The 24,584-nt window shown below is 33.6% G+C and carries 25 protein-coding genes; 8 read left to right on the top strand and 17 right to left on the bottom strand.

Annotated elements, in window-relative coordinates:
- Nucleotides 1-36: 36 nt before the first annotated feature.
- The 8 genes from AAGU07_RS14195 to AAGU07_RS14160 form a co-directional block, all read right to left on the bottom strand.
- Nucleotides 37-984, bottom strand: a complete 948-nt coding sequence (locus AAGU07_RS14195; RefSeq protein ID WP_342459746.1) for a DUF523 and DUF1722 domain-containing protein — start codon at nt 982-984, stop codon at nt 37-39.
- A 50-nt stretch (nt 985-1,034) separates the two neighbouring features.
- Nucleotides 1,035-1,523, bottom strand: a complete 489-nt coding sequence (locus AAGU07_RS14190; protein ID WP_342459745.1) for a TspO/MBR family protein — start codon at nt 1,521-1,523, stop codon at nt 1,035-1,037.
- A 119-nt stretch (nt 1,524-1,642) separates the two neighbouring features.
- Nucleotides 1,643-2,830 (bottom strand): MFS transporter, encoded by a 1,188-nt coding sequence (locus tag AAGU07_RS14185; RefSeq protein ID WP_342459744.1) that lies wholly within the window; start codon nt 2,828-2,830, stop codon nt 1,643-1,645.
- A 228-nt stretch (nt 2,831-3,058) separates the two neighbouring features.
- Nucleotides 3,059-3,364, bottom strand: coding sequence for a hypothetical protein (locus AAGU07_RS14180; RefSeq protein ID WP_342459743.1), 306 nt, complete (start codon nt 3,362-3,364; stop codon nt 3,059-3,061).
- A gap of 88 nt (nt 3,365-3,452) precedes the next feature.
- A complete protein-coding gene (xerA, locus tag AAGU07_RS14175) occupies nt 3,453-4,361 on the bottom strand; it encodes a site-specific tyrosine recombinase/integron integrase (protein WP_342459855.1) in 909 nt (302 codons plus the stop codon).
- Nucleotides 4,362-4,513: 152 nt separating this feature from the next.
- Nucleotides 4,514-6,025, bottom strand: coding sequence for an ATP-binding protein (locus tag AAGU07_RS14170; RefSeq protein WP_342459742.1), 1,512 nt, complete (start codon nt 6,023-6,025; stop codon nt 4,514-4,516).
- A gap of 119 nt (nt 6,026-6,144) precedes the next feature.
- The gene (gene dnaG / locus AAGU07_RS14165) at nt 6,145-7,305 is read right to left on the bottom strand and encodes a DNA primase DnaG (RefSeq protein ID WP_069583384.1); all 1,161 of its coding nucleotides are present in this window, start codon (nt 7,303-7,305) and stop codon (nt 6,145-6,147) included.
- 98 nt (nt 7,306-7,403) lie between these two features.
- Complete coding sequence (locus AAGU07_RS14160) at nt 7,404-7,751, bottom strand: toprim domain-containing protein (RefSeq protein WP_342459741.1); 348 nt, start codon at nt 7,749-7,751, stop codon at nt 7,404-7,406.
- A 353-nt stretch (nt 7,752-8,104) separates the two neighbouring features.
- On the opposite strand from AAGU07_RS14160, the gene AAGU07_RS14155 reads away from it, so the two are divergent.
- The 5 genes from AAGU07_RS14155 (at nt 8,105) to AAGU07_RS14135 (ending at nt 11,819) form a co-directional block, all read left to right on the top strand.
- Entirely contained in the window at nt 8,105-8,395 is a 291-nt protein-coding gene (locus AAGU07_RS14155) for a DUF211 domain-containing protein (protein WP_069583386.1), read from the top strand.
- A gap of 6 nt (nt 8,396-8,401) precedes the next feature.
- Nucleotides 8,402-9,067, top strand: coding sequence for an RraA family protein (locus AAGU07_RS14150; RefSeq protein ID WP_342459740.1), 666 nt, complete (start codon nt 8,402-8,404; stop codon nt 9,065-9,067).
- A gap of 153 nt (nt 9,068-9,220) precedes the next feature.
- Nucleotides 9,221-10,288: a UPF0104 family protein gene (locus tag AAGU07_RS14145; RefSeq protein WP_342459739.1), complete on the top strand. Its 1,068-nt coding sequence runs from the start codon at nt 9,221-9,223 to the stop codon at nt 10,286-10,288.
- Nucleotides 10,289-10,587: 299 nt separating this feature from the next.
- Entirely contained in the window at nt 10,588-10,887 is a 300-nt protein-coding gene (locus AAGU07_RS14140; RefSeq protein ID WP_342459854.1) for a Gar1/Naf1 family protein, read from the top strand.
- Nucleotides 10,884-11,819 (top strand): transcription initiation factor IIB, encoded by a 936-nt coding sequence (locus AAGU07_RS14135; RefSeq protein WP_048080904.1) that lies wholly within the window; start codon nt 10,884-10,886, stop codon nt 11,817-11,819. The genes AAGU07_RS14140 and AAGU07_RS14135 overlap by 4 nt, the downstream gene beginning before the upstream one ends.
- Nucleotides 11,820-12,073: 254 nt before the next feature.
- Here AAGU07_RS14135 and AAGU07_RS14130 read toward each other — a convergent pair whose 3' ends face one another.
- Complete coding sequence (locus tag AAGU07_RS14130; protein ID WP_342459738.1) at nt 12,074-12,271, bottom strand: DUF2116 family Zn-ribbon domain-containing protein; 198 nt, start codon at nt 12,269-12,271, stop codon at nt 12,074-12,076.
- 201 nt (nt 12,272-12,472) lie between these two features.
- Nucleotides 12,473-13,147, bottom strand: a complete 675-nt coding sequence (gene pyrH / locus AAGU07_RS14125) for a UMP kinase (protein WP_342459737.1) — start codon at nt 13,145-13,147, stop codon at nt 12,473-12,475.
- A gap of 386 nt (nt 13,148-13,533) precedes the next feature.
- Between pyrH and prf1 the strand changes: the two genes are divergently transcribed.
- A complete protein-coding gene (gene prf1 / locus AAGU07_RS14120) occupies nt 13,534-14,763 on the top strand; it encodes a peptide chain release factor aRF-1 (RefSeq protein WP_342459736.1) in 1,230 nt (409 codons plus the stop codon).
- Nucleotides 14,764-15,246: 483 nt separating this feature from the next.
- Here prf1 and AAGU07_RS14115 read toward each other — a convergent pair whose 3' ends face one another.
- The 7 genes from AAGU07_RS14115 to AAGU07_RS14085 all read right to left on the bottom strand — a co-directional run bounded on the left by AAGU07_RS14115 (nt 15,247) and on the right by AAGU07_RS14085 (nt 22,375).
- Nucleotides 15,247-15,846, bottom strand: a complete 600-nt coding sequence (locus AAGU07_RS14115; protein ID WP_069583393.1) for an orotate phosphoribosyltransferase-like protein — start codon at nt 15,844-15,846, stop codon at nt 15,247-15,249.
- 250 nt (nt 15,847-16,096) lie between these two features.
- Nucleotides 16,097-17,050 (bottom strand): Gfo/Idh/MocA family oxidoreductase, encoded by a 954-nt coding sequence (locus tag AAGU07_RS14110; RefSeq protein WP_342459735.1) that lies wholly within the window; start codon nt 17,048-17,050, stop codon nt 16,097-16,099.
- Nucleotides 17,047-17,916, bottom strand: a complete 870-nt coding sequence (gene hemC, locus AAGU07_RS14105; protein ID WP_342459734.1) for a hydroxymethylbilane synthase — start codon at nt 17,914-17,916, stop codon at nt 17,047-17,049. The genes AAGU07_RS14110 and hemC overlap by 4 nt, the downstream gene beginning before the upstream one ends.
- A 952-nt stretch (nt 17,917-18,868) precedes the next feature.
- Complete coding sequence (cfbE, locus tag AAGU07_RS14100) at nt 18,869-20,203, bottom strand: coenzyme F430 synthase (RefSeq protein ID WP_342459733.1); 1,335 nt, start codon at nt 20,201-20,203, stop codon at nt 18,869-18,871.
- Between the two features lie 45 nt (nt 20,204-20,248).
- Complete coding sequence (locus tag AAGU07_RS14095; RefSeq protein ID WP_342459853.1) at nt 20,249-21,091, bottom strand: NAD(+) kinase; 843 nt, start codon at nt 21,089-21,091, stop codon at nt 20,249-20,251.
- Nucleotides 21,091-21,927, bottom strand: a complete 837-nt coding sequence (locus AAGU07_RS14090; protein WP_342459732.1) for a bifunctional fructose-bisphosphatase/inositol-phosphate phosphatase — start codon at nt 21,925-21,927, stop codon at nt 21,091-21,093. Before AAGU07_RS14090 ends, AAGU07_RS14095 begins: the two co-directional genes overlap by 1 nt.
- Before the next feature lie 4 nt (nt 21,928-21,931).
- Nucleotides 21,932-22,375, bottom strand: coding sequence for an arginine decarboxylase, pyruvoyl-dependent (locus AAGU07_RS14085; protein WP_342459731.1), 444 nt, complete (start codon nt 22,373-22,375; stop codon nt 21,932-21,934).
- A gap of 579 nt (nt 22,376-22,954) precedes the next feature.
- Here AAGU07_RS14085 and AAGU07_RS14080 point away from each other — a divergent pair.
- Entirely contained in the window at nt 22,955-23,344 is a 390-nt protein-coding gene (locus AAGU07_RS14080; RefSeq protein WP_048080894.1) for a translation initiation factor IF-5A, read from the top strand.
- Between the two features lie 370 nt (nt 23,345-23,714).
- Complete coding sequence (gene speB, locus AAGU07_RS14075) at nt 23,715-24,584, top strand: agmatinase (RefSeq protein WP_342459730.1); 870 nt, start codon at nt 23,715-23,717, stop codon at nt 24,582-24,584.

Genomic DNA, 24,584 nt, shown 5'->3' with positions numbered 1-24,584 from the left:
AAAAAGAAATTAATATCGTTGCGGCATACATATGAGTTATACTACTGTAATGGGGATTAATTCTTCGGGATAAGGCTCAAAGAATGTTTGGTCCATTAAATATTCATTATTAAATCGGATTATCCAAGATTTTAAAATATTTAGACATACAAATAACGGAAAAATACCGTTTCTATATTTTTCTACAGAATCTAAGAAGAAAGCTTTTTCATCATGTGTTAGTTCTTTACTAAAGTAACCCAAAGCATGCATTAGAACATTAATATTAGTTGTATTTTGTGGAGATTCTAGAATAATATCATAAAAGACAGTTTGATATTTTGAAATTAAATCCTCAAATGTGTTTTTATCAGCATTTCCAATTATTCTTCCTAATTTTCTCGTATTTTCCTGATTATACGCCATTAAAAGCATCTTATTATGTGAATGGAATTTAATAAGCTCATTAAGGCTTCTGGATTTTTTTACTTTTCGCAAATCAGCTAATATGTATAACTTGGTTAAGAAGTTTTCTCTTATTTTAAGATTTCTAAGACGGCCTTCATCTTCAACGGCAAGATATGGAAACCTTTCTAAAATTGCATTACCAAAAAACCCAGCTCTACTTTTTGTTCTTGAATTTTTAAAACCGTGATATACTTTAACTGCTTTAATGCCGCATGAAGGAGATCTATTCTTTAAAATAAAACCAGCAATATCATCTATTTCGTCCAGAAAATTCTGGGTAAATTTTTTCATTTTATCTGTTATATCGAGTCCAGTTGCTGGCTGATAAAGCCTTAATTCCCCTCCAAGCTCAATAATTCTTATTGGGTCTCTTGGTATTCCAAGGCCTATTTCAACTTCGGGACACACTGGATAAAAATCAACATATTCTTTAAGTTTTTCAACAAAATCGCTTTTAATTATAAGTCCATTGTATCTACAGGCTTCAAAGCCTATGCATTTACTTACAATTACTTTAGGTTTTATAAATTTTCTCAAGATATAACCTTCATTAGATTTGGATACAAAATAAAAAAATTAAGGTATTTTTAGATATTTAAAAGGTACACTGTATAAGTCAAGTAAGAAGCAATAGTTACCCATATTATGTATGGCAAAAGGAGTATTCCTGCCGGTTTAGATATTCTGTAAAATGTGATTATTGTTGCGAGTATGGCTATCCATAAAAAAACTATTTCAATTAATCCTCCAAGCAGAGACTGCAGTCCAAAGAATATAACTGACCACAACACGTTTAAAACAAGCTGTACTGCAAAAATAATGACTGCTATTTTAACATCTCTTCTCCAAAGGCCTTGGCGCCACACCAGGAAAAGTGCAATACCCATCAATATAAAAAGAGTTGTCCATATCGGTGCAAACGCCCAGTTAGGTGGTGTCCACGCGGGTTTTGCAAGGGCAGTAAACCATGTTGGTATGGAAGACATGGTGGCGATGGAACCTATAAAACCTGCAATTAAAGGAATTAGTATGGATACTACCAGTTTTAAAATTTCTGATTTTTTAAGGCTTTCCATTAATTACGCTCCTTTAAATTTTAATTAAGTGTTATTAAATATATTGTTTTTAATAATACATAGTTTTTACTGTTTTATGGGTGTACATTTTTGAATATGCATAAAAATAAAATTTAAATTTATCTGGATTTTATTATTAGCATGAACAGAGGAACTGAGGCGAGTTGGGCCACCATGGAAAAGATAACTAGATATGGGATGGATATATCATATAAAATTCCCATTGTCAAACTGCCTATAAACCAGAAAATTCCAAAAATTGTATTAAACACTCCATAAGCAGTTCCGCGCCTTTGAACGGGCGACATTCCTGCAATTGAAGCTCTCATTATAGATTCTTGCGCCCCGAGACCTATACCCCACAAAGCTATTCCTACCAGCGCCGAATAGAAACCTCCTAAAAACACTAGGGGTGCAAAGAAAGCGGAAAGAACAGCGACAACTATCATAATGGAAAGACCTATCTTATCAAATAAGCGGCCGAAGACAAGTGCAGCAAGGGCATCTACCCCCATGGCAATGGCATAAAATACTGGAGTTAAACTGTCAGATACAATAAGCGAGTTTTTGAAATGGAATGCTATAAGTGGAAAATCAACAAAACCTAATGCAATTAAGGCTACAGCAGCCATGTATATCCAGTAAACATGTTTAAATCCTTTAGTTTCAAGTTTTGGAGTTTTAATTTCCAGTTCATGAGGATTTGGATAAAGAAAACGTGATACTGCTAGCACACTTAAAGCTAAAACTGCAGGTATCAAAAGAATAGCAAAGCTGGTCTGGTAACTGCCATTAAAAAATAAAACAAATGCAACTATAAGCGGACCCATTATGGCTCCTATCTGGTCCATTGCTTCATGTAAACCAAATCCCCATCCCTGCCCAACTTCTGAACATGCATGTGAAAGCATTACATCACGGGCAGGTGTACGAAAAGCTTTTCCCATTCTCTCTGCAATTAAAAGAACAGCGGCAATTTCCCAACTCCCTGCAAGTGCAAGGAGAGGCACGGCCAGTAAATTTATAAAGTATCCTGTGATTGTTATTGCCCAGTATTTACGGGTCTTATCGCTTAGATATCCAGAAACAAGACGCAGGGCGTAACCAATAAATTCTCCAAAACCCGCAACAAACCCAACTACAACTGCATTTGCCCCTAGGATCGCAAGATACTGGCCAGTTATACTTCGAGCACCTTCATATGTCATATCTGCAAGAAGGCTCACTATGCCTAGTAAAATAATGAATTTTAAAGCATGGCTTCTTAAATTGTTTCTGTCTTCAACTGGTACTGACTCATTATTCATCAATGTTTTATTTTGCAGCTTATTTTATAAAAATATCCGTAATTTTTTAGGAATGCCACAATCAAATTAAATTAAAAATTATTAGTAAGAATTACTCTATTAATTAAAATAAACCCTAAATTTAATCAAAATACGTCGCTTTATTTATTGGATGCATACTCGAGGATAAATCCTAAATTAATTTAATATATATTAATTTAAGAATTAATGATTTAGGATTTAATAATTCTACAACTTAATGCAGCAGTATAAATTTTTAATAACAGGTTCTTTACTATAATGATGTCTAATTGCAAAGTATTCATTAGTAAAGGTTATATTTTCCATTTTAGAAGCCCTAAATAGTTTCCATCCAACAGGTGTACCTGATTTGCTGCCTCCTTTAACTTGGAAAGCTCTTAAGACTTCATTCCCAGTCTTACTTTCTCCGTAACAGTAGGGTTCAGCTACGCGGGTGCTGTCTTCGTAGTTGAACTGGATCATTTTTTTGGACTGTATTGCAGAACAGATCACTTTTTTAATATTATTTTCCATATTTTTATTATTATAAAAAGAAGTATTTGGCTTTTATGAAAATTAGATAATTATAACACTGAAAATAGAATTAGCTCTTAGTATGGATTTAATTCTCATAAACAGACTTAGCCTTATCATAAGCATTTTTGAGTGTGTGCATATCTACGCTGGTGTAAATCTGGGTAGTACTCAGGTTGGCGTGTCCTAAAAGCTGTTGAATAGCCCTGATATCGACACCGTTCTTTAAAAGGTGGGTTGCAAAAGAGTGCCTTAAAATGTGGGGAGTTACCTTTTTCTTAATCCCTGCAGCTTTAGCCTGGTCTTTAATCATCATCTGAATATATCTTGGAGTTAAATGATTTCCAGACCTGTTTACAAAGAGAAATGGGGTGTCATCATCTTTTTTTTCAATATATTCTTCGATTAATAATTTTGTTGCATCGTCAAAAAGCACAATCCTGTCCTTCTCTCCTTTTCCACGAATTCTTATTGTCCTTTCTCTTAGATCAACATTATCAGTATGGAGATATACCAGTTCTGAAACCCTAAGACCTGATGAATAAAGTAAAGCTAAAATAACTTTATTTCTGAGATTTCTAAGTTGGGCATGCTTGGATAAGTTTTCTGCTTTATCAAAGGCGTGTATCAGGTTTTTCACTTCCTGCTCATTTAGATGTTTAGGGAGTGATTTAGTTCGTTTAGGTGTTTTAATTTCATTTAAAATGTGGATACCGCCGAATTCAAAGAACTTTTTCACCACAACTGTTACAAGGTATATGTAGTTCTGTGAAACGTTTTTGTCACGTTTCAAGTGGGTTATATACTTTTTAAATGCCCTTAAAACTCGTCTTTCATCAGTGAGGTTTTTTTCTGCAAGTAAAAAATTATAAAAATTAATAACTATTGATTTATATGTTTTAATGGTATTTCTCGAGTAGTTTCTTATCTCAAGCTCAATGAGATAATCTTCTATCATTTCGGGAAAATCATATTCTTCTAAAATAGATTTATCCATGTCATAGCTGTGTGCTTCAGAAACAACTTCTCCCCCGTTCCTTCTCACGTGATTAGAATATGGATTCATGGTATCAGCTATGGCATGTTTGTTTTTAATTGAAATTAGATAATAGCGTATTTTGGTTTAGGGGTTATACTACATAAGTTTTACTACATATAGCTTCTGTCTACACTTTCATTTGGTCTGTATCCTTTTCCATTTCCCATGCTCTGAGAACTGGATAGATCTTTTTGAATAGCATTTTCAAAGGAATTATACCTTTTAAGAATTTGATCTTCGATTGAAATAGCGTTATTTACGGCAAAGTTCATATGTTTTTCAATTATAAGATCTGCACCTTCCATTACAGCCATATCACCTGCCATTTTAACAACACCGCCAAGATCTCTTAATCTGAGAGTTAAAGAATCTTTTTGCTCATCAATAACTTTTGCCCTTTTCCTGGCTTCGTCAATTAGGATGTTAACAGCCCCTTTTGATGCATGAGGTATTTTACCATCCATTTCAATTTCCTGAGCTACAAACTGTGCAAGTTTTGCAACATTTTCTTCAGTGTCAGGCATTGTTGTCTTCATGAGGATCTCATAACCTTCTCCCTGTATTCTTGAACGTAATGGTGGCAGGATGTACTGTATATCTCTGATATTACATGCTCCAACAAAAATAAAGTCGCATGGAACATTTTCAACTTTAACTGAACTTCCAGCACTTTGTGGATTCCTGCCTATAATTGGGAATACTTTGTCCTGCATAGCGCTTAATATATAACGCTGTAATCTTGCAATATGGACTATTTCATCTATAAAAAGAACGCCTTCATGGGCTTCATGGATAGCGCCAGGTACGACTCTTTCATAGGGCTGCGTTCCTAAATCTGGATGTCCTCCATAAGGATCATGCCTGACATCACCTAAAAGTTCAGTTTCACTTGCTCCCGTTGCCTGGATAAATAATTTTCTTTTAAGTGGAACTATGACATTTTTTGGTTTTTCATCCACAAGTTCGCGCCGTTTTTCAAGAGCGTGCTGGTCAAGTATTTTAATTTGGTCCCCATCAATTCTTTCATAGATTACAACTTCTTCTTTCCCATTTTTAACTCTGGTTGTTGTTACTCTATCCTGGGGTATGCTTATGGGGCCGCTGTTCATCTCAAACATTCCGAGGAGATCACCCAAGTGTTTTCGTCTGGCATTGATATGTGAAAATTTGTCTCCCCCGCAGTCGGGGCATATGCTTTGATAAGCGCTGTTGAAACTTCCACAGTGGATGCATCTAAACCCCAGTCTTTCTGCAACTGCATCTGGGACTTCAGCAGGATCTACAATATCTCCTTCTGCTTTTTGTAGATCTATTCTTTCATTTTCCCGTTCTTTTCGCGTTTTTAGTTCAACAAAAGGCCTTTCAGGTCTTTCAGGGTTGTGTACAACGGTTATTTCTTCATTAGGTTTGGTTAAATGAAAAGAAATTGCCTGGGCTATCAATGATTTTCCAATTCCTGGAGGTCCCACAAGCAGCAGATTTCTCCTCTGCTTTGCAGCAATTTTTACAAATTTTATAATATCATCGTGCCCGATAACTCTATTTAAGGGGTCTTTTGGTATTAAAATGTCTTTTGTAGTTTCTATATCTCCTAAAAACTCTTTTTTCATGTTAACATACATAATAAATACCCCTGGAATGTGGATTTTGGGATGTTAATTAAATAACTATCCCAAGCGGCGCTTAAATTTATGAATTATTAAATAGAAGGGTTTCCACCCGAAAGTGGAAATTAAAAAAATTATCTTGTTATAACTTTAATTGGACTTGGTTTTTTAACCACGTCACTCATTCTGACTGCTACAACGTGTTTAAGTCCTTTTTCCTTTGCAATGTCTATTAATCTCTGACTTATAACACCGTCAAATACTACTGCATATGTATTATTTTCGATGTTTTTAAGTTCATCATAGAGATTTTCAACTTTAACTTCCTTTAAGATGTTTAAAGCGTCATCGAAGATCTCTGCATTACCTGAACCTTCCAGGTCTTTTAATACATTTCGAAGAACAGTAATTTTATCTTCAGCTTTATCTTTTTCTTTTTCTTCTATTTTTTCAACTTTAACTCCAAGATCATGATACATCTGTTCAACAGGTACCTTGTCCCTTAAAGCTACCATTACTTCCTCTTTTTCTAGATCTTCAACTTCTTTTCCTCTTGGAGCTCTGGTGACGTAATCTACTTCACCAACTTGTAATAATTCTTTTAGTATAAGTTCTCCGCCTCTGTCTCCATCGACAAATGCAGTTACAGTTTTATTTTTAGTTAATTCTGCAACAGTTTTAGGTACACTTACGCCTTCTACTGCTATTGCATTTTTTACTCCATATTTGAGGAGGTTCAGGACATCTGCTCTTCCTTCAACTACAAGGATAGCGTCTGAAGTGGAAACATTAGGTCCTGCAGGAAGCCTTTCATCACCAAATTCAGTTATTTCATGAATTCTCATGGCTTCTTTTACTTCTTCTATCATTTTAAGGCTTTCGGGAGTCACTTCTTCCATCATGCCTTTGTATAATTCTTTTGCTCTGTCAACAACTTTCCTTCTTTTAACCGCTCTTACATCTTCAACTTTAGAAACCTGTATATAAGCTTCACAAGGTCCTACACGATTAATGGTTTCAAGTGATGCTGCAAGAATTGCAGTTTCAACCCTGTCGAGGCTTGAAGGGATTACAATTTCTCCTTTTGAACGCCCTCCCCTTGAATTGATGTTGACTTTAATTCTCCCTATACGTCCTGTTTTTTGTAATTCTCTTAAATCAAGGTCATTGCTTAAAAGCCCTTCTGTCTGTCCAAAGATCGCACCGACGACATCTGGCTTTTCTACAATTCCGTTAGCGTTAATTTGAGCGTGAATGAGGTATTTAGTTGTACTTATTTCTTCTCCTTTTCCCATAATGGGCCTCCTTTATTATTGTAATTATAGATACATTTGAATCGATTAAGATCATTAAGGCTGGGCTTTCCATTTCGGCGGAAATCCCTTGATAATAATTATAGGTAATTACCATAAGGATTTATTTCTAATTCTAATTGTTTCATATGTTTTGGAAGACTTTCTATATCTTTAATATATCTTCGCGTGATTTTTATAATATTTTTTCTAATATTAAGATCAGGATGAGAGCCAAGGCTCTGTATATCTTCTGACAGTTTTTTTGCAAGTATATTTCCCTTTTTATCAAAATCTGTCAGTATAATGACTTTTGAAGATGTCTTGGCGGCTATTTCTGCAATTTCAAAGAGTTTAAGACCAGAACCTGAAACTTTGATGATATTACCAGTAATACCTAACTCTCTTAAAGCCTCTTCGTCTTTCTTACCCTCGATAAGAATTGGCATTCCTTGTTCTACGCAGGATGATAGCTCTTCAACAATGCGAGATAATCTTCTAAAACTCATGGTAAGCCCTTTTTATGAAATGTCTAAATAGTATCTATGAGATTATATAGTCTATCTTATATAAATAATTGAACATTCAAAACAAGTATTAATTATAAATAATTAAACCATTTAATACATTTTATTATTAAGTTTAAGTTCTGATCTGTATCAAATGATCGGTTAGTAGACTATTTAAATCAGAATTATGTAAATAATATAGTTTTTCGTTTAAAACTTTGATATAAATGTAAAGTTTTAAATGATATTGTAGAAATATGATTTATTAACTACTAAAATTGGAGGATATTAAATTGGCAAAAGGCCTAATAAGGATTGTTTTAGATATACTAAAACCTCATGAACCAAATATACCATATTTTGCAAAATATTTAAGTGAAATAGAAGGAGTAGATGGTGTAAATGTTACTTTAATGGAAATAGATAAAGAGACAGAGAACGTTAAAGTAACAATGCAGGGAAATGATTTAAATTTTGAACAAATAAGTGAAGCAATTAAGCAATATGGTGGTTCAATTCACAGTGTTGACGAGGTTGTTGCAGGTAAAAAACTTGTTGAAGAAGTTACAACACCTCAGGACTGATTTTATATGAAAAATAAGAAGAAGCTTTCACCTGAAAGCATCTTAGAATTATTTTCACCCAAATTTTCTGATTCTAAATTAGCCCGCTTGGATCTTAATACCTCTCAGGTTTCAGATGCTTTAAACAAAGTAACAGGTAATCCTGGAGTGCTTTCGGGAATTAAACCCTTATTTGATAAGACCATCGTTGGAAGGGCAGTAACTGCCAGTACAATGGCTGATGATTGGGGCACAAGTATTAAGGCTATTGAAGCGGCTAAAGAGGGGGAAATTCTTGTCATTCAGGTTGAAGGTGATGATAAAGCTGTATGGGGTGAATTAGCCTCAAAAACAGCGCAAGAGAGAGGAATAATAAGTACAATAATAGATGGGGCTGTAAGGGACGTTGGAGCAGTAAAAAGATTAAAATATCCCGTATTCTCAAAGACTATTGTTCCTAATGCTGGAAGCTCAAAAGCAGAAGGTAAAATTAATATTCCAATAACCTGTGGAGATGTAACTGTTAATCCTCATGATTTAATTATAGGAGATGAATGTGGGGTCGTAGTTGTACCCGATGATCATTTAAAAGACGTTATAGATGAAACATTACGTATTAAAAGAAATGAGGCTCAAATCATCTCAAAAATTGAAAAAGGCTATTCTTTTTCAGATATACTTGGATTAAATTAGATATTTAATCCTAATAATTTGTTTTTATTTATAAACATATGTTAATTAGATTACTGCTTGAAAAACCTTTATATAAGTTTATATTCACATAAATTATGAAGATGTTTTTAGGGTACTAATTTAAGGATAATACTAGTTTTACAGGGATTTAATATGCAGAACACCACAGAATTTATAAAGGATCATAAACTGGAAATTGCACTATCGTTTGCTGCGGGTTTATTCATCATATTCTTAGTATCTTTTTTTATAGGCTTAGATGAAATTTTAAGTGTTTTAGATCACACTAATTTAACGATAATGTTGTTTACGCTGGTTTTAGAACTTGTTATGATACTTATGTGGGCTGTAAGGTGGAAATTTATTTTAGATATTCTCGATAAGGCACCTAAATTTAAACAGATTATCTTAATGCTGTTTTCGAGCATTTTTGGGAACAATGTTACTCCCGGTGCAGCTGGAGGCGAACCATTACGTGCATATCTTCTTGATAAGTTTGAAGGTATTCCATTTGAAACTGGGTTTGCATCTACCACTGCAGATAGGGTTTTTGAATTTTTCCCATTTGTACTGGTCTCTATACTTACTATATATTTAATATTCACATTGGATGCCGGATTCTGGCTTAGTTTGATAATCATTATCCTGATTATAATGGTTATAATTATCTTTGGACTTATGATATATGTTGGTTATAAGAAAGAGGTCGCTACCAGATTGGTCATTTCTATTGCAAAGCGTATATATCCTTTTGCAAAGAAATTAACGTCTAAAGAGACATCTTTTAGCAGTATTCACGATAAACTGATAGGATATATCGAAAGCTTTACTACTGGTTTTCAGGGAGTACTTAAAGATCGTAAGATGTTTGTTGTAGGTATTTTAATCTCTTTTTTAATGTGGGGAATAGATAGTTTACGTTTTTATTTAACATTTGTGGCTGTAGGTTACCATCCTCCAATTTTACCGGTGGTAATTATTTATACCGTTGCATTTGTAGTTTCTATAATCCCGAATATACCAGGATCTCTTGGTATTCGTGAGGCTGTAATGATTGCCCTTTTCCTGCCGGTAGGTGTTTCTCCAGATATAGTCCTCGCAGTATCTTTGTTGGATCGTGTGGTAAGTTATGTTATTCCAACGTCTATTGGAGCCCTTGCAACGTTTTACTACGGTAAAATCTATAAAGAAAAAAAGACAAGTTCAAAAGCTCAAGCTTGATATGGTATCAAGTAATTTAGGATTAGAAGCATAATTTTTTAAGAATTATTATTCATTAGGATCCTCTATTTTAAGTTTGATTGGGACTTTATAGATTTTAGAAACTTCAGATGCCTGTGCTCATGGTTTTTGTATTTTAGATTAAAATTGGATTATAGATTTATCTTACTATATGTAATTTTTAGTTTTAGGATTAAATGTTAGGTTATAAATTCAAAAGATTTATATTAGAGATTAACATTTATTATTTAAAAATATCGAAACATTTATATATAACTTCTGCACACTATAATTAATATATAAAATTATCGGTTGATGATAAACTGAAAAAATTAGGAATTATATCGCACATCTCCAACAAGGGCAAGATCATACTACGATCCGATAAAACGCCTGGTTTTGGACTACCTGTTTTTACTGAAGATAAAAAAAGAATTGGAACTGTTCACGATTTCTTTGGACCTACCAAAAAACCGTATATATCAGTCAAAGTCTACGCAAAAAACACTAAAAATCTTGAAAAGCGAGTTGGAGAGAGCTTGTATATATCATCAAAACCTATAAAAAAATGGGGGCGAAAAAAACGAAAGAAAAGATGAAATACGACGTTTCAGAAATTGAAAAGGTCGAAACAAGATGCCCGGAATGCAATTCTGACAAACTCATTAACGATCACGAACGCGGGGAAATAGTATGCGGTGCGTGTGGACTGGTTATCGATGATAATTTAGTTGATATGGGACCAGAATGGAGAGCATTTGACCATGAGCAGAGGGATAAAAGGACAAGGGTAGGTGCTCCAATAACTTATACCATTCACGATAAAGGTTTAAGTACCATGATCGATTGGAGGAATAAGGACATCTACGGTAGGGATATTCCTGCCAGGAACCGTGCTCAATGGTACCGTTTAAGGAAATGGCAGAGAAAGATAAGGATTTCTGGTGCCACAGAAAGGAACCTTGCATTTGCTTTAAGTGAACTTGATAGAGACTCTTCGAGACTGGGTTTACCTAGAAGTGTGAGAGAAGCAGCTTCAGTTGTTTACAGAAGCGCTGTTGAAAACAAACTCATAAGAGGACGAAGTATAGAAGGAGTCGTTGCAGCATCATTATATGCAGCATGCAGACGATGTAACGTTCCAAGGACTCTTGATGAGATTGCAGAAGTTTCTAGAGTAAGTAAAAAAGAAGTTGGAAGAACATACAGGTTCTTAACACGTGAACTTAACATAAAATTACCACCAACATCTCCAGTTGATTACGTACCAAGATTTGCAAGTGAGTTAAGCTTATCTGGTGAAGTACAATCCAAAGCTATTGAAATAATTGAAAAAGCTATGGAAAAAGGTCTTACATCGGGTAGAGGACCAACCGGAGTTGCAGCAGCAGCTTTATACATAGCATCTGTGCTTCTTGGTGAAAGAAAAACTCAAAGGGATGTTGCAGACATCGCAGGTGTAACTGAAGTAACCATCCGTAACAGATACAAAGAGCTTACAGAACAGCTTGATATGGGTGTAACTTTATAGTTACCCTATAAAACTCTATTTTTTAAATATTTATGGGTAATACACACATTATAACGTAGTTACTCAATTTAATTTTTATTAGGCTTAAAACAGTTTATTTTATATAGGAACTGATAATTTGTATTTTATTTATTAGTTTTTATTATGGATTAAATCCTATTTTTTATCTCAATATTACAAGCACTATAAACAATCTTTTGATTAAGACATTAACTAATTGATTTCAATATTTAAAATAAGAAATTAAGAGGAATCTAGAATATGCTTCCTCTAAAGATGTACAAAAGATAAACTACAATAATTACAGCAAGGGCTATGTAAAATATTCTCCTTGACTTGCCGACTTTTCTAGCTCTTTCTGCATATGTATTTTCGCATTTAGGTGAGCAAAATCGTTCTTCTGGCGGAATTGATATTCCGCATACTGGACAGTGTTTGTGTGGTTTTGTCATATTAATACACCTCAATTTTAATTAATTGTAATTGATTTAAAGTTGAACTTTTAATCAAAAGTTTAAAAATATGTATCCGTTATTTAACCATCTTAACTCATATAAAAAAAATGATGTTTGAATACTTTATGTACCCATATGTCCTTCATATTTATAAAGACTACTATGAATTATGAAAAATTAGATGGTGTGCTGATTTTTTTATTCATGGATGATTGTAGTCCCTATTTCGCTGGAAACTGCTTTTTGAATATTTTCAGCATGTTTTCCATTTACAATTCTGGTCTTTATTTTTGATCGTTTAATTATTTGTATTGCAGTGCTGTCGAAAAACTCATAAGTACCTGCTTTGGTTTCTTTACTGCTTAAAATAGACATCATTTCTGTAGGGGTAATTTTTTCAAACATTTTAGCATCGCTGTTCTTATTTGGGTCTTTATCGTATAATCCATCCACTGATGTGGCGTTTATCAAAAGATCAGCATTTACAAACTCTGCAAGGATACTGCTGACAGCGTCTGTACTGTGGGCAGGTTCAGTTCCACCCATAACTACAATCTTACCAGATACTGAAAATTCCATTGCTTCATGGAAATTTTTAGCTACTTTTGGATATGCATCTTCCTCAAGGGCCATAATTAAAAGCTTAGCATTCAATCGTGTAACATCAATTCCTATATCATCACAGGCTGCTTCAGAAACTCCAAGATCCCTTGCAATTCCAATGTATTCCCGAGCGGGTTTTCCACCACCAACTACAATAAATAACTTATGTTCATCATTCATACTTCTTAAAACATCGGCATAATCTTTAAATTTTTCATGGTTATTCTCTTTAATTATTATAGATCCGCCTACTGCGACCACAATTTTCATATTATCATCACCATATTAACTGTCAATGTAACTTAAATAAATATAATTCTAAATTATAAAGTAGAATTAGTAAGGTTTTAATTATATATTATTGAAGATATAATATAAATTAAATAGCTTATGTTCTGATATTCTAAATTATAGGGATAATAATGAACTAATTTACTAGTAAGGTTTTAATTTATATATTGGAGATATGATATAAATTAAATAGCTTATGTTCTGATATTCTAAATTATGGGGATAATAATGAATTAATTTACGGGTAAAATTTTAATTTATATATTGTAGATATGATATAAATTAAATAGCTCATGTTCTGATATTCTAAATTATGTTGATATAATGAACTAATTTACTATTACTATTATTAAGGAGTGATTTTTTTGGCTGAAGTGTCATCAAAAGAGTTATACGAGTTTAAAAGAACGATTGAAGAACTCGCAGATAAAAAAGGAAGGGGAACTGAACTTGTATCAGTTTATATTCCTCCAGATAAGCAAGTGAGTGATGTTGTAAAGCACATGAGAGAAGAATTAAGTCAAAGTGCTAACATTAAGAGTAAACAAACCAAAAAGAATGTACAGTCTGCAATTGAAGTAATCGTGCAAAAATTGAAGTTATTCCCAAAACCTCCGGAACATGGATTACTTCTTTTTGTTGGGATGATCCCTAAGGGCGGTCCTGGTACTGAAAAAATGGAAACTTACGTTTTTGAGCCGCCAGAAGTTATACAAACTTACACATATCACTGTAATTCTGAATTTTATCTGGAACCGCTTCAGGATATGTTGGATGTAAAGGAAACATATGGGCTTGCGGTACTGGACAGAAAAGAAGCTACAATTGCTGTCTTACGTGGTAAACGAATTGATATTGTTAAAACATTAACTAGTGGTGTTCCAGGTAAGCACAAAGCAGGTGGACAATCTCAGCGAAGGTTTGATCGTTTAATTGACCTTGCAGCTCATGAGTTCTTAAAAAGAATAGGGCATCATATTAACGATGCTTTCTTACCAATCCCTGACTTAAAAGGAGTAGTACTGGGTGGACCAGGACATACTAAGGAAGAGTTCCTTGAAGGGGATTATATGCATTATGAAATTAAAAATAAGGTTATAACCACTGTAGATACATCATACACTGGTGAATTTGGTATAAGGGAAGTCATCGACAAGTCCATGGACGTTTTAAATGAAATGGATATCATGCGTGAAAAAAAGCTTGTACAACGGTTTTTAAAGGAACTCATAAACGAAGATGGGCTTTCATCTTATGGAGAAAAAGATGTAAGGCGAAATCTTGAAATGGGTGCAGTTGAAGTCCTTCTTTTATCTGAAGATGTTAGTTACAAGCGTGAAACATGTGAATGCCCTGCATGTGCGTATACTGAAGGAAAAACTATTAAAAAATCTGAAGAAATAGAAAACGAGCAGTGCCCTCAGTGTGGAGAAATAATGAAAGTGGTTGGAACAAGGGACATCATCGATGAATTCGTTGACATGGCTGAAGAAGGCGGATCTGATGTTGAGATAATTTCAACTGAAACAGAGGAAGGAATACAGTTATTACGTGCATTTGGTGGTATTGCTGCTATACTTAGATATAGAACATAATCTATCTTTTTTAATGATTTTTTTAGGAAGTTTTCTGGGCAGAAAAATCTACGATTTTTCTGCATTTTTTGACCACCGCTCAAAAATTCGTAGAATTTTTTGGTGTTTACAAATCGAAGATTTGTGACCGTGAAAATTGAAACATTAGAAAATCTTTGATTTTCTATGTTTACAAAATTTTCAATTTCGTAACAGCAAAATTCGTAGAATTTTGCATGCATCGAAAATTATAAATTTTTGATAGATTTTCACATGCCCCAAAAATCTCTGATTTTGAGGACTTTTTTAAAAAAAGGTGGAGGAGATGCAGTTATTACGCGCATTTGATGATATTGATACTATACTTAGCTATAGAACACAGAGTTCTATCTCTATTTTTTTTATTTAATTTTAAAAAGTAGTTTAGATAAAATAGATTCTGATTTTTTTTTAAATAATTTAAGAAAAAGGGATTAAAAATAAAAATAATTTTAAAGGATAATTTTATCCTAACCTGCTTACACGAATCAATGACTCAACAGGAACGCCTTCAATCTCATCTATTCCTTTTTTATCAATCAAAACAACAGCACAAAGCGGATTTGCTCCAAGGTCGTTTAATATATTTATCGCTTCGTTTACAGTTCTTCCGCTTGTTATAACGTCATCCACAATTACGACTTTTTTACCTTCAACTGATGCAAAGTTACTGCTTATTGCTCCCCTTGCATCTTCCTCTTTTCTGTGTTTTATAGGGTGGAATATGGTTATATTTGCATCTATTATTTCTGCCATCATGGTTGCAAATGGTACTCCACTTACAGTTATACCTACTACTACTTCAACATCACCATATTCTAAAGCTAAATCAGCCATGGCTGCAGATACATGCATCATTCGTGTAGAACTGCTACCTAAGTTTTTCCAGTTTATGGCGAAATCAACTGGAGCTTTTTGGGTTCCTTCTTCCATTTTTTTACCAGTTACCTGTAAAATAAGCCATCTGGCGGTGTCCTTAGAGACATTAAGTTCATCTGCTATTTCTCCAGTGGTAAAGCCCCTGCTTCTTAGTTCATAAGCCCTTTTTATAAGCTCTTCATTCATAAAAACACGTCCAATTTAATTGAGGATTATTTCTAATAATATACATACTTAATTTTTAAGATATTGCAATATAAGTTTTTATCTGTTACTAAACAGACATTATACAATGGTTTGATTTTTGAGAAATAAAAATATATGGGAATTCTATAACTGATAATCTTTAATTTATCACAATTTTAAATTATGATCATCTAAAAAAAAGTTTAAATGTCGAAAAGCTAAAATATGCATCGACATTTTAAAGACAGTGTTAGTAACCGTTTATTTCAACAGGAAGATTATCTTTTGCAGATTTCATGGCTGCAGTTACAACTTTAAGTGCATATATTCCGTCTTTACCAGTGATCTTAGGATCTTCACCGTTATCCACTGCATTTAAAAATGAACTTAATTCTTCCCTTAATGGTTCTTTGTACTCTATATCTACATTTTGGGTAGATTTTCCGTATACATGAACTGTTTGATCGATATAATCAATGGAAATTATTCCATCTACACCTGTTATTTCTAATTTCCTCTTTTTGTATGGTGTAAGCCAGTTCACTTCGAGCATACCAATAATGCCGTTTTTAAAACTGCTCATTATTTCTGCATGGTCTTCATATTCACATTTTTCAAGTTTGCTTCCCATATTAGCATATATTCGAGATATTGGGCTGTCAAAAAGGTGGTACATTATGTCTACGTCGTGTATTGCAAGGTCTATTATAACTCCAACATCTTTAATTCGTGGAGGAAATGGACCTACTCTTTTTGCAGATGCAGATACAACTTCACCGATAACATTATCTTTTATAAGTTCTTTTGCCTTTCCTACAGCAGGGTTGAATCTTTCAACGTGCCCAGTTGCAAGTTTAACACCTTCATCTTTTGCAGCTTTTACCATAGCTTCTGCTTCTCTTAAGGTAAATGCTATTGGTTTTTCTACCAATACATGTTTACCATGCTCTATTGCATCCATAACAACATTAAAATGATGAGTAGTAGGAACACATACACTAACAGCATCTATTTCAGGCATTTTAAGAATATCCATATAATCTACAAATCCCCGTGTATTGTATTGGTTAGCAACTTCCTCTGATTTTTCTCTCATAAGATCAGATATAGCCATCAGATTAGCATTCTCAAGTTCAGAATATACTCTGGCGTGGTGAACTCCCATAGCTCCTACACCAATTACGCCCACATTTACCTTATTCACACATAATCCTCCATTATTTTTGCAACATCTTTACCTAATTTTTCTGCATCGTTTATTGATCCGCTTAATTTGGTCTCAGACAGTACATCGCCTTCTTTTGTTAATAAAATACTGTAAACATCTAATTTATTGCCATTTGCCTTTGCAGATACTCCAAGCGGCCATTGACACCCTACTCCAAGTTCTGCAAGCACAGCTTTTTCAGCTGCTATTTCTTGTACTGAATTAAAATGATTTAATTTTTCTAAAGTTTTCTTAACACTGCTGTCATGCCTTGCAACTACAGCTAATGCTCCCTGCCCGGCTGCAGGAGTGAAATAGTCTACTGGAAATATTTCTTTGATATGATGGGCCAGACCAAGCCTATTAAGGCCAGCTTCTGCCATTATGGTTGCATCGTATTCTCCACTAATCACTTTTTTAATTCTTGTATCTATATTTCCTCTTATGGGTTTAATATTCAATTTTTTGCCGTGATAATTACAAAAAGCTTCCCTTCTCAGGCTGCTTGTCCCAATAGATGCCCCTTCAGGGAGTTCATCCCATTTATGTGAAGATATAAGCACATCATTTGGGGACTCTCTTTCTGGAACGGCTACTATTTCAAGGTCACCTGCGAGTTCTGTGGGAAGGTCTTTTAAACTGTGTACTGCAAAATCAACGTCTTCTTCTAGAACTGCTTTGTCCAGTTCCTTGGTGAATATGCCTTTTACATCAATGGAATAAAGTTGAGAATCAGTGATTTTATCTCCGGTAGTTTTAATTATTTCCATATCTATTTCTTTGTTTATTATTTTAGACAACTGACTGATTATACTTTTCGTTTGAGTCACTGCTAAATTGCTTCCCCGGGTGCCAACTTTCAAAGAATCCTCTCCAAATTATTTAATAAATTAAAATCCTGCAAAATCATCAAAAATCCCTCTAAAATCTAAGATTTTTGAAAGATTTGATTTTCACGCGTTAAAATTCAAAGATTTTGACAGCATTTCCTATATTTTTAATTTTGCGGCCTTCGAAAACTTTAAAAAATCAAAGATTTTTATGCACAGAAAATGCGGAGCATACAAACACTGCCAAAATCCTCAAAAAAATCTTTGATTTTTTTGGGACTGTCAAACGCGAAGCGTTTGAGCATTGGAAATCAAAGATTTCCAAAGGTTAGAAAATGCAAAGCATTTTCTAAAATTCAATGAATTTTGGCGCATGTAAAAAATCGTAGATTTTTTACGGTTGCGAATTTGCAATTCGCAAACATCGAAAATTAAAAATTTTCGAATGTTGTCAAATCTGTGATTTGACACAACAAATACTTCGTATTTGTATGCTTCGTATTTGCTGTTTGCAAAATGGAGTTTTGCAACCGTGAAAATTAAAAATTTTCACATGTTACAAAATCGTAGATTTTGTAAACATTTTCTTTAGCTTAGTTTTCGGGGCCGAAACATGTTTCCTCCGGCACTCAAACACTTCGTGTTTGGTGTTTACGAAACTTCAAAAATCGAAGATTTTTGTTGTAGAGAAACGAAGTTTCTCTAACTTTCAGTTTCGTAACAACGAAAAATCTTCTATTTTCAAACATCGAAAATCGATAGATTTTCGAATGCTTAAAATAATACATAGTTTTTCCAACTCCATATTGAATGTTCATCAATGACCTTTAAAAAGATTTTTGTGAATAATTTCACATTTAGATCATAACTTTATAAGAATTGTCATAACATCATAACTTTATAAAAATTGGTTTATTGATCCTTAGGTATATAATTTAAGATTTATCCTAGATTTTTATATAATTTCAAAATTTTCATATTTAAATTATCTTCTGGCAAGATCTGAAAAATTAGATCTGTATATCAAAAGAATCATTTTAGAATTCATTTGGGAGGCTTCAGCAATAGCATTATCGAAGTCAATATACTTATATTTTCGTTTTATCATGTTTGCGATACTTTTGCCAAGTTCATCAACAAGTATAAGCTGAATTTTAGAGTCCATAGAATTAAAAAACCTTGCAGTGGATTTTTCATCTATTTCTTCACAGGTTACTCCATATTTGCCCCCAAAAATAATTACTGGATTTTCTAGATCTTGAATCATTTTAACTGATTTTTTAATGGCCGTAACATTAATTCCAGGGTTGATTTCCTCTATAATTTTGCTTCCTTTGTAATTTTTTATGGAAGTTCTGCCATCAATTCCTTTAAAGTTTCTTAACCCTGTTTTGATCTGATTAATGGAAGTTTTTAAAATTAAAGCGGCACATACAGCTCCGAGGACGTTGTTTAAATGGTGTTCTGCAGGTGCAAAAGTTGAAACATCGAAGGAAGTGTTTAAAATACTTCCATCTATGGTTTTAAGGTCGTTAACCTCCACATTAAAACATGTTTTATCAAGCCCAAATTTTACATTAGATGCACGGACATTTGCATTACTGTTGCCAAAGGTGTTTGTTTTTTTGTAGAAATCTGAATAAAATTGATTGATTGAATCAAAATCGCAAGCTATTACACTGCTTTTAAATATTTGCGCTTTAGCCTGGCTTGCAGTTTTCCCCCCAGATGCTATGGAGTAATTCTCAGCTATATTGGTAAGTATACCTGCATCTGCAAGTCCAGTTCCCCCAAGAGAAGTTTCAAATATGCAGATTCCAATATTTTTATAATCATTAGCCAGCTGCCACGCTTCAATGATACTTGCTGGAGTTATACTTATATCTTTTTTTAAAAGTGTGCTTTTATGGTTTTCTACGACTTCCACACCTAAACTGCTTAAAATTAATGGGTTTAAATTTTTAAATATTTCCTTGAGCATTTTTACAGTGCTGGTCTTTCCTTTTACTCCTGTAACTTCAATTACTGGAACATTAATCTTGTCTTTCATCAGAAAATTAACTGCTTCGTGGTGAGTCATATCGACTTTTGAATCGATGTTACAGTGTACGGGGGCAATAATTAAAAAATCATCATCATTTGCTTCATCCAGAAACGATTTTTCAACAAATTTTATCCCTTTTTTCTCTAAAGAAAGTTTTTCATCTAGAGAAAGGGTATTATAAATATCTAGTGCAAAGACATTAAAATCATCTAATTTTGAAAACTCTGAAGCTATTAATTTTCCTCCATGTGTCATGTCTACAATTAATGCATTCATTGAGTATATGCTCCTGTGTATTCACTAAAAATAAAAAAGAAATAGTTATTCTAGACCTATTCCACCTTTTATAAGTTTCTCTCTTACTTTTTTATAGAACTCTTTGGTTAATCTTACAAAATAAGCATGCTGGTCTGATTTTTTAAATATAACTTCTTCCATGTAGTTGATCTCTTCCTCAACCTGTCCATCTATAACTGCTATGGCCTTTTTACCTTCTCTAAGCAGCTTTACACTTATTATACTTTCGCCAGATACTACAGTAGGGCGCGAACCAAGTTTAAATGGACATATTGGAACTATTATAAATGCATTTACACGAGGATCAACAATGGGACCTCCTGCAGACATTGCATAGGCAGTAGAACCACTTGGAGTTGCAATTATAAGTCCATCAGCCCTTAATTCTTCAACTATTTCATCATCAACCCTTATTTCAAGATGAAGCATTTTTGCAGGTTTCCTGGTCATTAAAACAACTTCATTTAATGCTGGTGCCAGATCCTTGTTGTGCCATACTTCAAGGCGGGTACGTTCTTCAATGAAATAATTACCATTTAAAACTTCTTTAATGGCATGGAATGATTCTTCAGGACCTATTTCTGTTAAAAATCCTACTGTACCCATATTTATCCCAAATATGGGAATATTTTTTCCATCTATAAAGCTCTGGGTTCTTAAAATTGTTCCATCGCCCCCAATTGCAATGATAATATCTACATCCATGTCCTGAATTTCTCTGGCGGAATCATGATATTTATTAAGTTTTTTTACAAGGGCAGGATCTAAAAAAACTTTTACACTATTTTTAATCAGAAAATCTGTTAAGTCATCAGTAAGTTCAATGGCTTTATGAATATCAAGGCGTGCTGCAATCCCTATTCTCATCATAAAACCTCCGTAATGTTTATTATGTCTGCATGAACGTTTAGATTACATGCTGCAATTATAGATGTTCTTTCTGTAACACCTAATTTATTATCCAGGCTTTTTCCCTGTTCATTGGTTACAGTGCCTCCAGCTTCTTCAACTATGAGTTTAGCGGCGGCTATATCTACCACCCTCAAGTTCCCTCGGATATCTAAAAAAGCATCATAGGTGCCATCGGCAACATAACACAGCTCAGTAGCAACAGAACCAAGTAGCCTAATTCGCCTTACAGTTTTACATATTTCATTCATTTGGGTCATTGCCCCGCGAACATAAGCTCCTATTAAAGAACCAGTAATATCTTCTCTTGATGAAGGAACTGCAGTTTTACCGTTTAAACTAGCACCTTCTCCTTTAATTGCTTCATAAATGTCTCCAGTTGCAAGATTTTTAACAAAGCCAATTTCAATATCCTGCAGGGTAAGTGAATTCAATGATTTACTGGATGAATCTGCAATTGCAATGGAAATTCCATAAAATGGAATTTTTTTAAGGGCATTTATGGTCCCGTCCAGGGGGTCAACTACAAAAACAACTTCAGATGTCCCGTCCCCTATTTTATATTCGCCTATTTCTTCGCTTATGAGGGTCATAGATCTTCCAGTATTTTTTAAAATTTCTATAACCTTTTCTTCTGCTACGACATCGATCATTTTGGTGGGGGTACCATCGGCACCCATTTTCACGGTTTCGCCTGATTTTTCCTTACCTACAAGTGGAGTAATGGCTTCACCTACTTCAGTTATTATTCGATATGAAACCGCCCTCCAAAATTCAATATCTTTTTTTTCCATGATTTTACCCCAGATAAACAATTGAAGCGATTACTGAGCCTTCATTTTCCACCACATGGCTTTTCTCCTCAACGATTATTTCGTTTATCTTCATTTTTCTTATTTCCATCATCTGCTCTGCCATAAAGACAGCATATTTTTTTATTTCTTCTGGATCTTCATTTACAGCTGAATGCTCCACAACACAGCCAAAATCATCAGATGTTGCAACGGCTATCACCGCAGTGATCACATCTCCTTTTTTGTCTGATGTTGCATGGGCTAAAACACAGTTTATCATGTCTCCTGCTGTAAGTTCAGGGAGTTCTACGAATTGTGAACCTGCTGGAAGAATACTGGATACTTTTATTAAATTCACGTCGCCTATTCCTGCATCTAACAGGGCATTATCGAATGCATTGAGTTTACTTGGACCTTCTGCTTTTCCTGATGTTATTGCTACTTTCATTGTTATCACTTAATAGATTTAAATATTGAAAAAGATATAGTTAACTTTAATAGATAATAAAACATTCATTGTGTAAAAATTATACGCTAATTAGATGCAAATGTTAACAGGGATTTAAAAATCTGCTGTTGATAATATTTGCACAGATTGAAATCTATGATTTGAACGCATACAAAAAATTTCATTTTTTGTGGCGGCTCCAAACATGAAATGTTTGGGAGTTATCTATAAAACTTTTATATACATACACAAATAAAATATCTTTTAGATTTAGTTAAAGAGCTAAATTTGGTTAGACATATTAATTTCATGTTTAAATATTTTTATAGTGAAATGTATTTTTATATTGGGTGATAGATTCTAATAATATTATCTCATTATGGAAAATTATAATTACAAATGTCTGGAGCTAGTCATTTGGTATCACTATAAATTTTATAGGTTCTTTAATATTAATTTAATTTGGAGGTTGAAGGAAATACGAAGTATTTTCTGAACATTCGAAAATTGAAGATTTTCGATGCCCCGAACATAAAATGTTCGAGGGCCCCAAAATTTGAAATTTTGGAGGTAAATAACATGTCAAAGAAGGTTGTAGAAGTAAAAACCTTAAAAGTAGGTAAATATGTCATATTAGATGGTGAAGCATCAAAAATTAAAAGTATCCAGACATCATCCCCTGGAAAACACGGGGCTGCAAAAGCAAGAGTAGAAGCTGTTGGTATATTCGATAACCAGAAAAGAAGCCTTGTAAAACCTGTAGATGCTAAATGTGATGTACCTATAATCGATAAAAGGGTAGCTCAAGTTCTTGCTCTAATGGGAAAAGAAGTTCAACTTATGGACATTGAAAGTTACGAAACTTTTGAACTACCTATTCCTGACGAACTTAAAGACGATATAGTTGAAGGTGTAGAAGTAGACTATATTGAAGCTCTAGGTAAACAAAAAATTATGCGGGTTAAATAATTGAATTAATTTCAATTATTTTCTTTCATTCGAAATCTACGATTTTTCGGGCCGCAAAATTAAAAATATAGAAAAATGCAAGCATTTTTCTATCCGGAGGAAACAAAACATGCAAAACTTTGTTTTTTGCTGGTCAAAATCTATGATTTTGACAGTTTCCTCGGCCACAAAAACAAAGCATTCGAATCTCCGATTCGATGCGTCAAAAATTTATGAATTTTTAACAGTTTTTGTAGGCTCACAAAAATCGAAGCTTACAAAAATCGGAGATTTTTGTGCTCCAAAAATCCTATGGATTTTTGAGAGATTTTTGATGATTTTGCAGGGTTTTTAACATATTTCAATTATTATACCTTTAATAGATGATAAAATGCTTTTTTATACAGAAAGCCCTTTACAATTTGCTTTTTCGAAATTATGGGGTGAGGTTGAATCAGCAGATGATACTAAAAAATTTGGTTTTATAGGCATTCCCTTTGATAGCACTTCCACCTACAAACCAGGTTCAAGATTTGGTCCAAGGGCAGTTCGTGAAGCTTCTTATAATTTTGAAAGATATAACATAATTTTAGATAAAAATTTAGATGTATCTCTTTTTGATTTTGGTGATATTGAAGTAATTCAAGGTAATTTTGAAAAAACATCTTCAATTATAGAATTTACGGTTAAAGAAATTTTAGATAAAGGTATCCTTCCAGTGGCTGTAGGTGGAGAACATACCATAAGTTCTGGAATATTGAAAGCTCTTGATGTTGAAAATACTACTATTATCCATTTTGATGCCCATATGGATTTAAGAGATGAATATATGGGTGAAAAGTATTCACATGCTACTGTAATGCGCCGAATATTTGATTTAAATCCAAAAGACATGATCCAGATTGGTATAAGGTCTTGTTCTGCAGATGAAATGTCATTTGCAAAGGAAAACAAAATAACATATTTCACGCCTCATGAAGTTAATAAAAATATAGAACTGGTTAAAAATGTAATAAAGAACATTGAAGGGCCGTTATATGTAACTGTAGATATTGACGTGCTTGATCCGGCTTATGCTCCGGGTGTTGGTACTCCATCTCCATGCGGATTAAACCCATTTCAACTGGAAAGCCTAATTCATTGTTTAAAAGATAAGAAAGTCATTGGATTTGATTTAGTAGAAGTTTCATCATCTGAAATTGGGGATATAACTTCTATAAACAGTGCAAAAATTATCTATGATTTTTTAGCTGTTCAGTAA

The sequence above is a fragment of the Methanobacterium sp. genome, from assembly GCF_038562635.1.
GTDB lineage: Archaea > Methanobacteriota > Methanobacteria > Methanobacteriales > Methanobacteriaceae > Methanobacterium_D.
The sequence above is the reverse complement of the archived record's forward strand: the minus strand, read 5'-3'. Positions and strand labels throughout refer to the sequence as shown.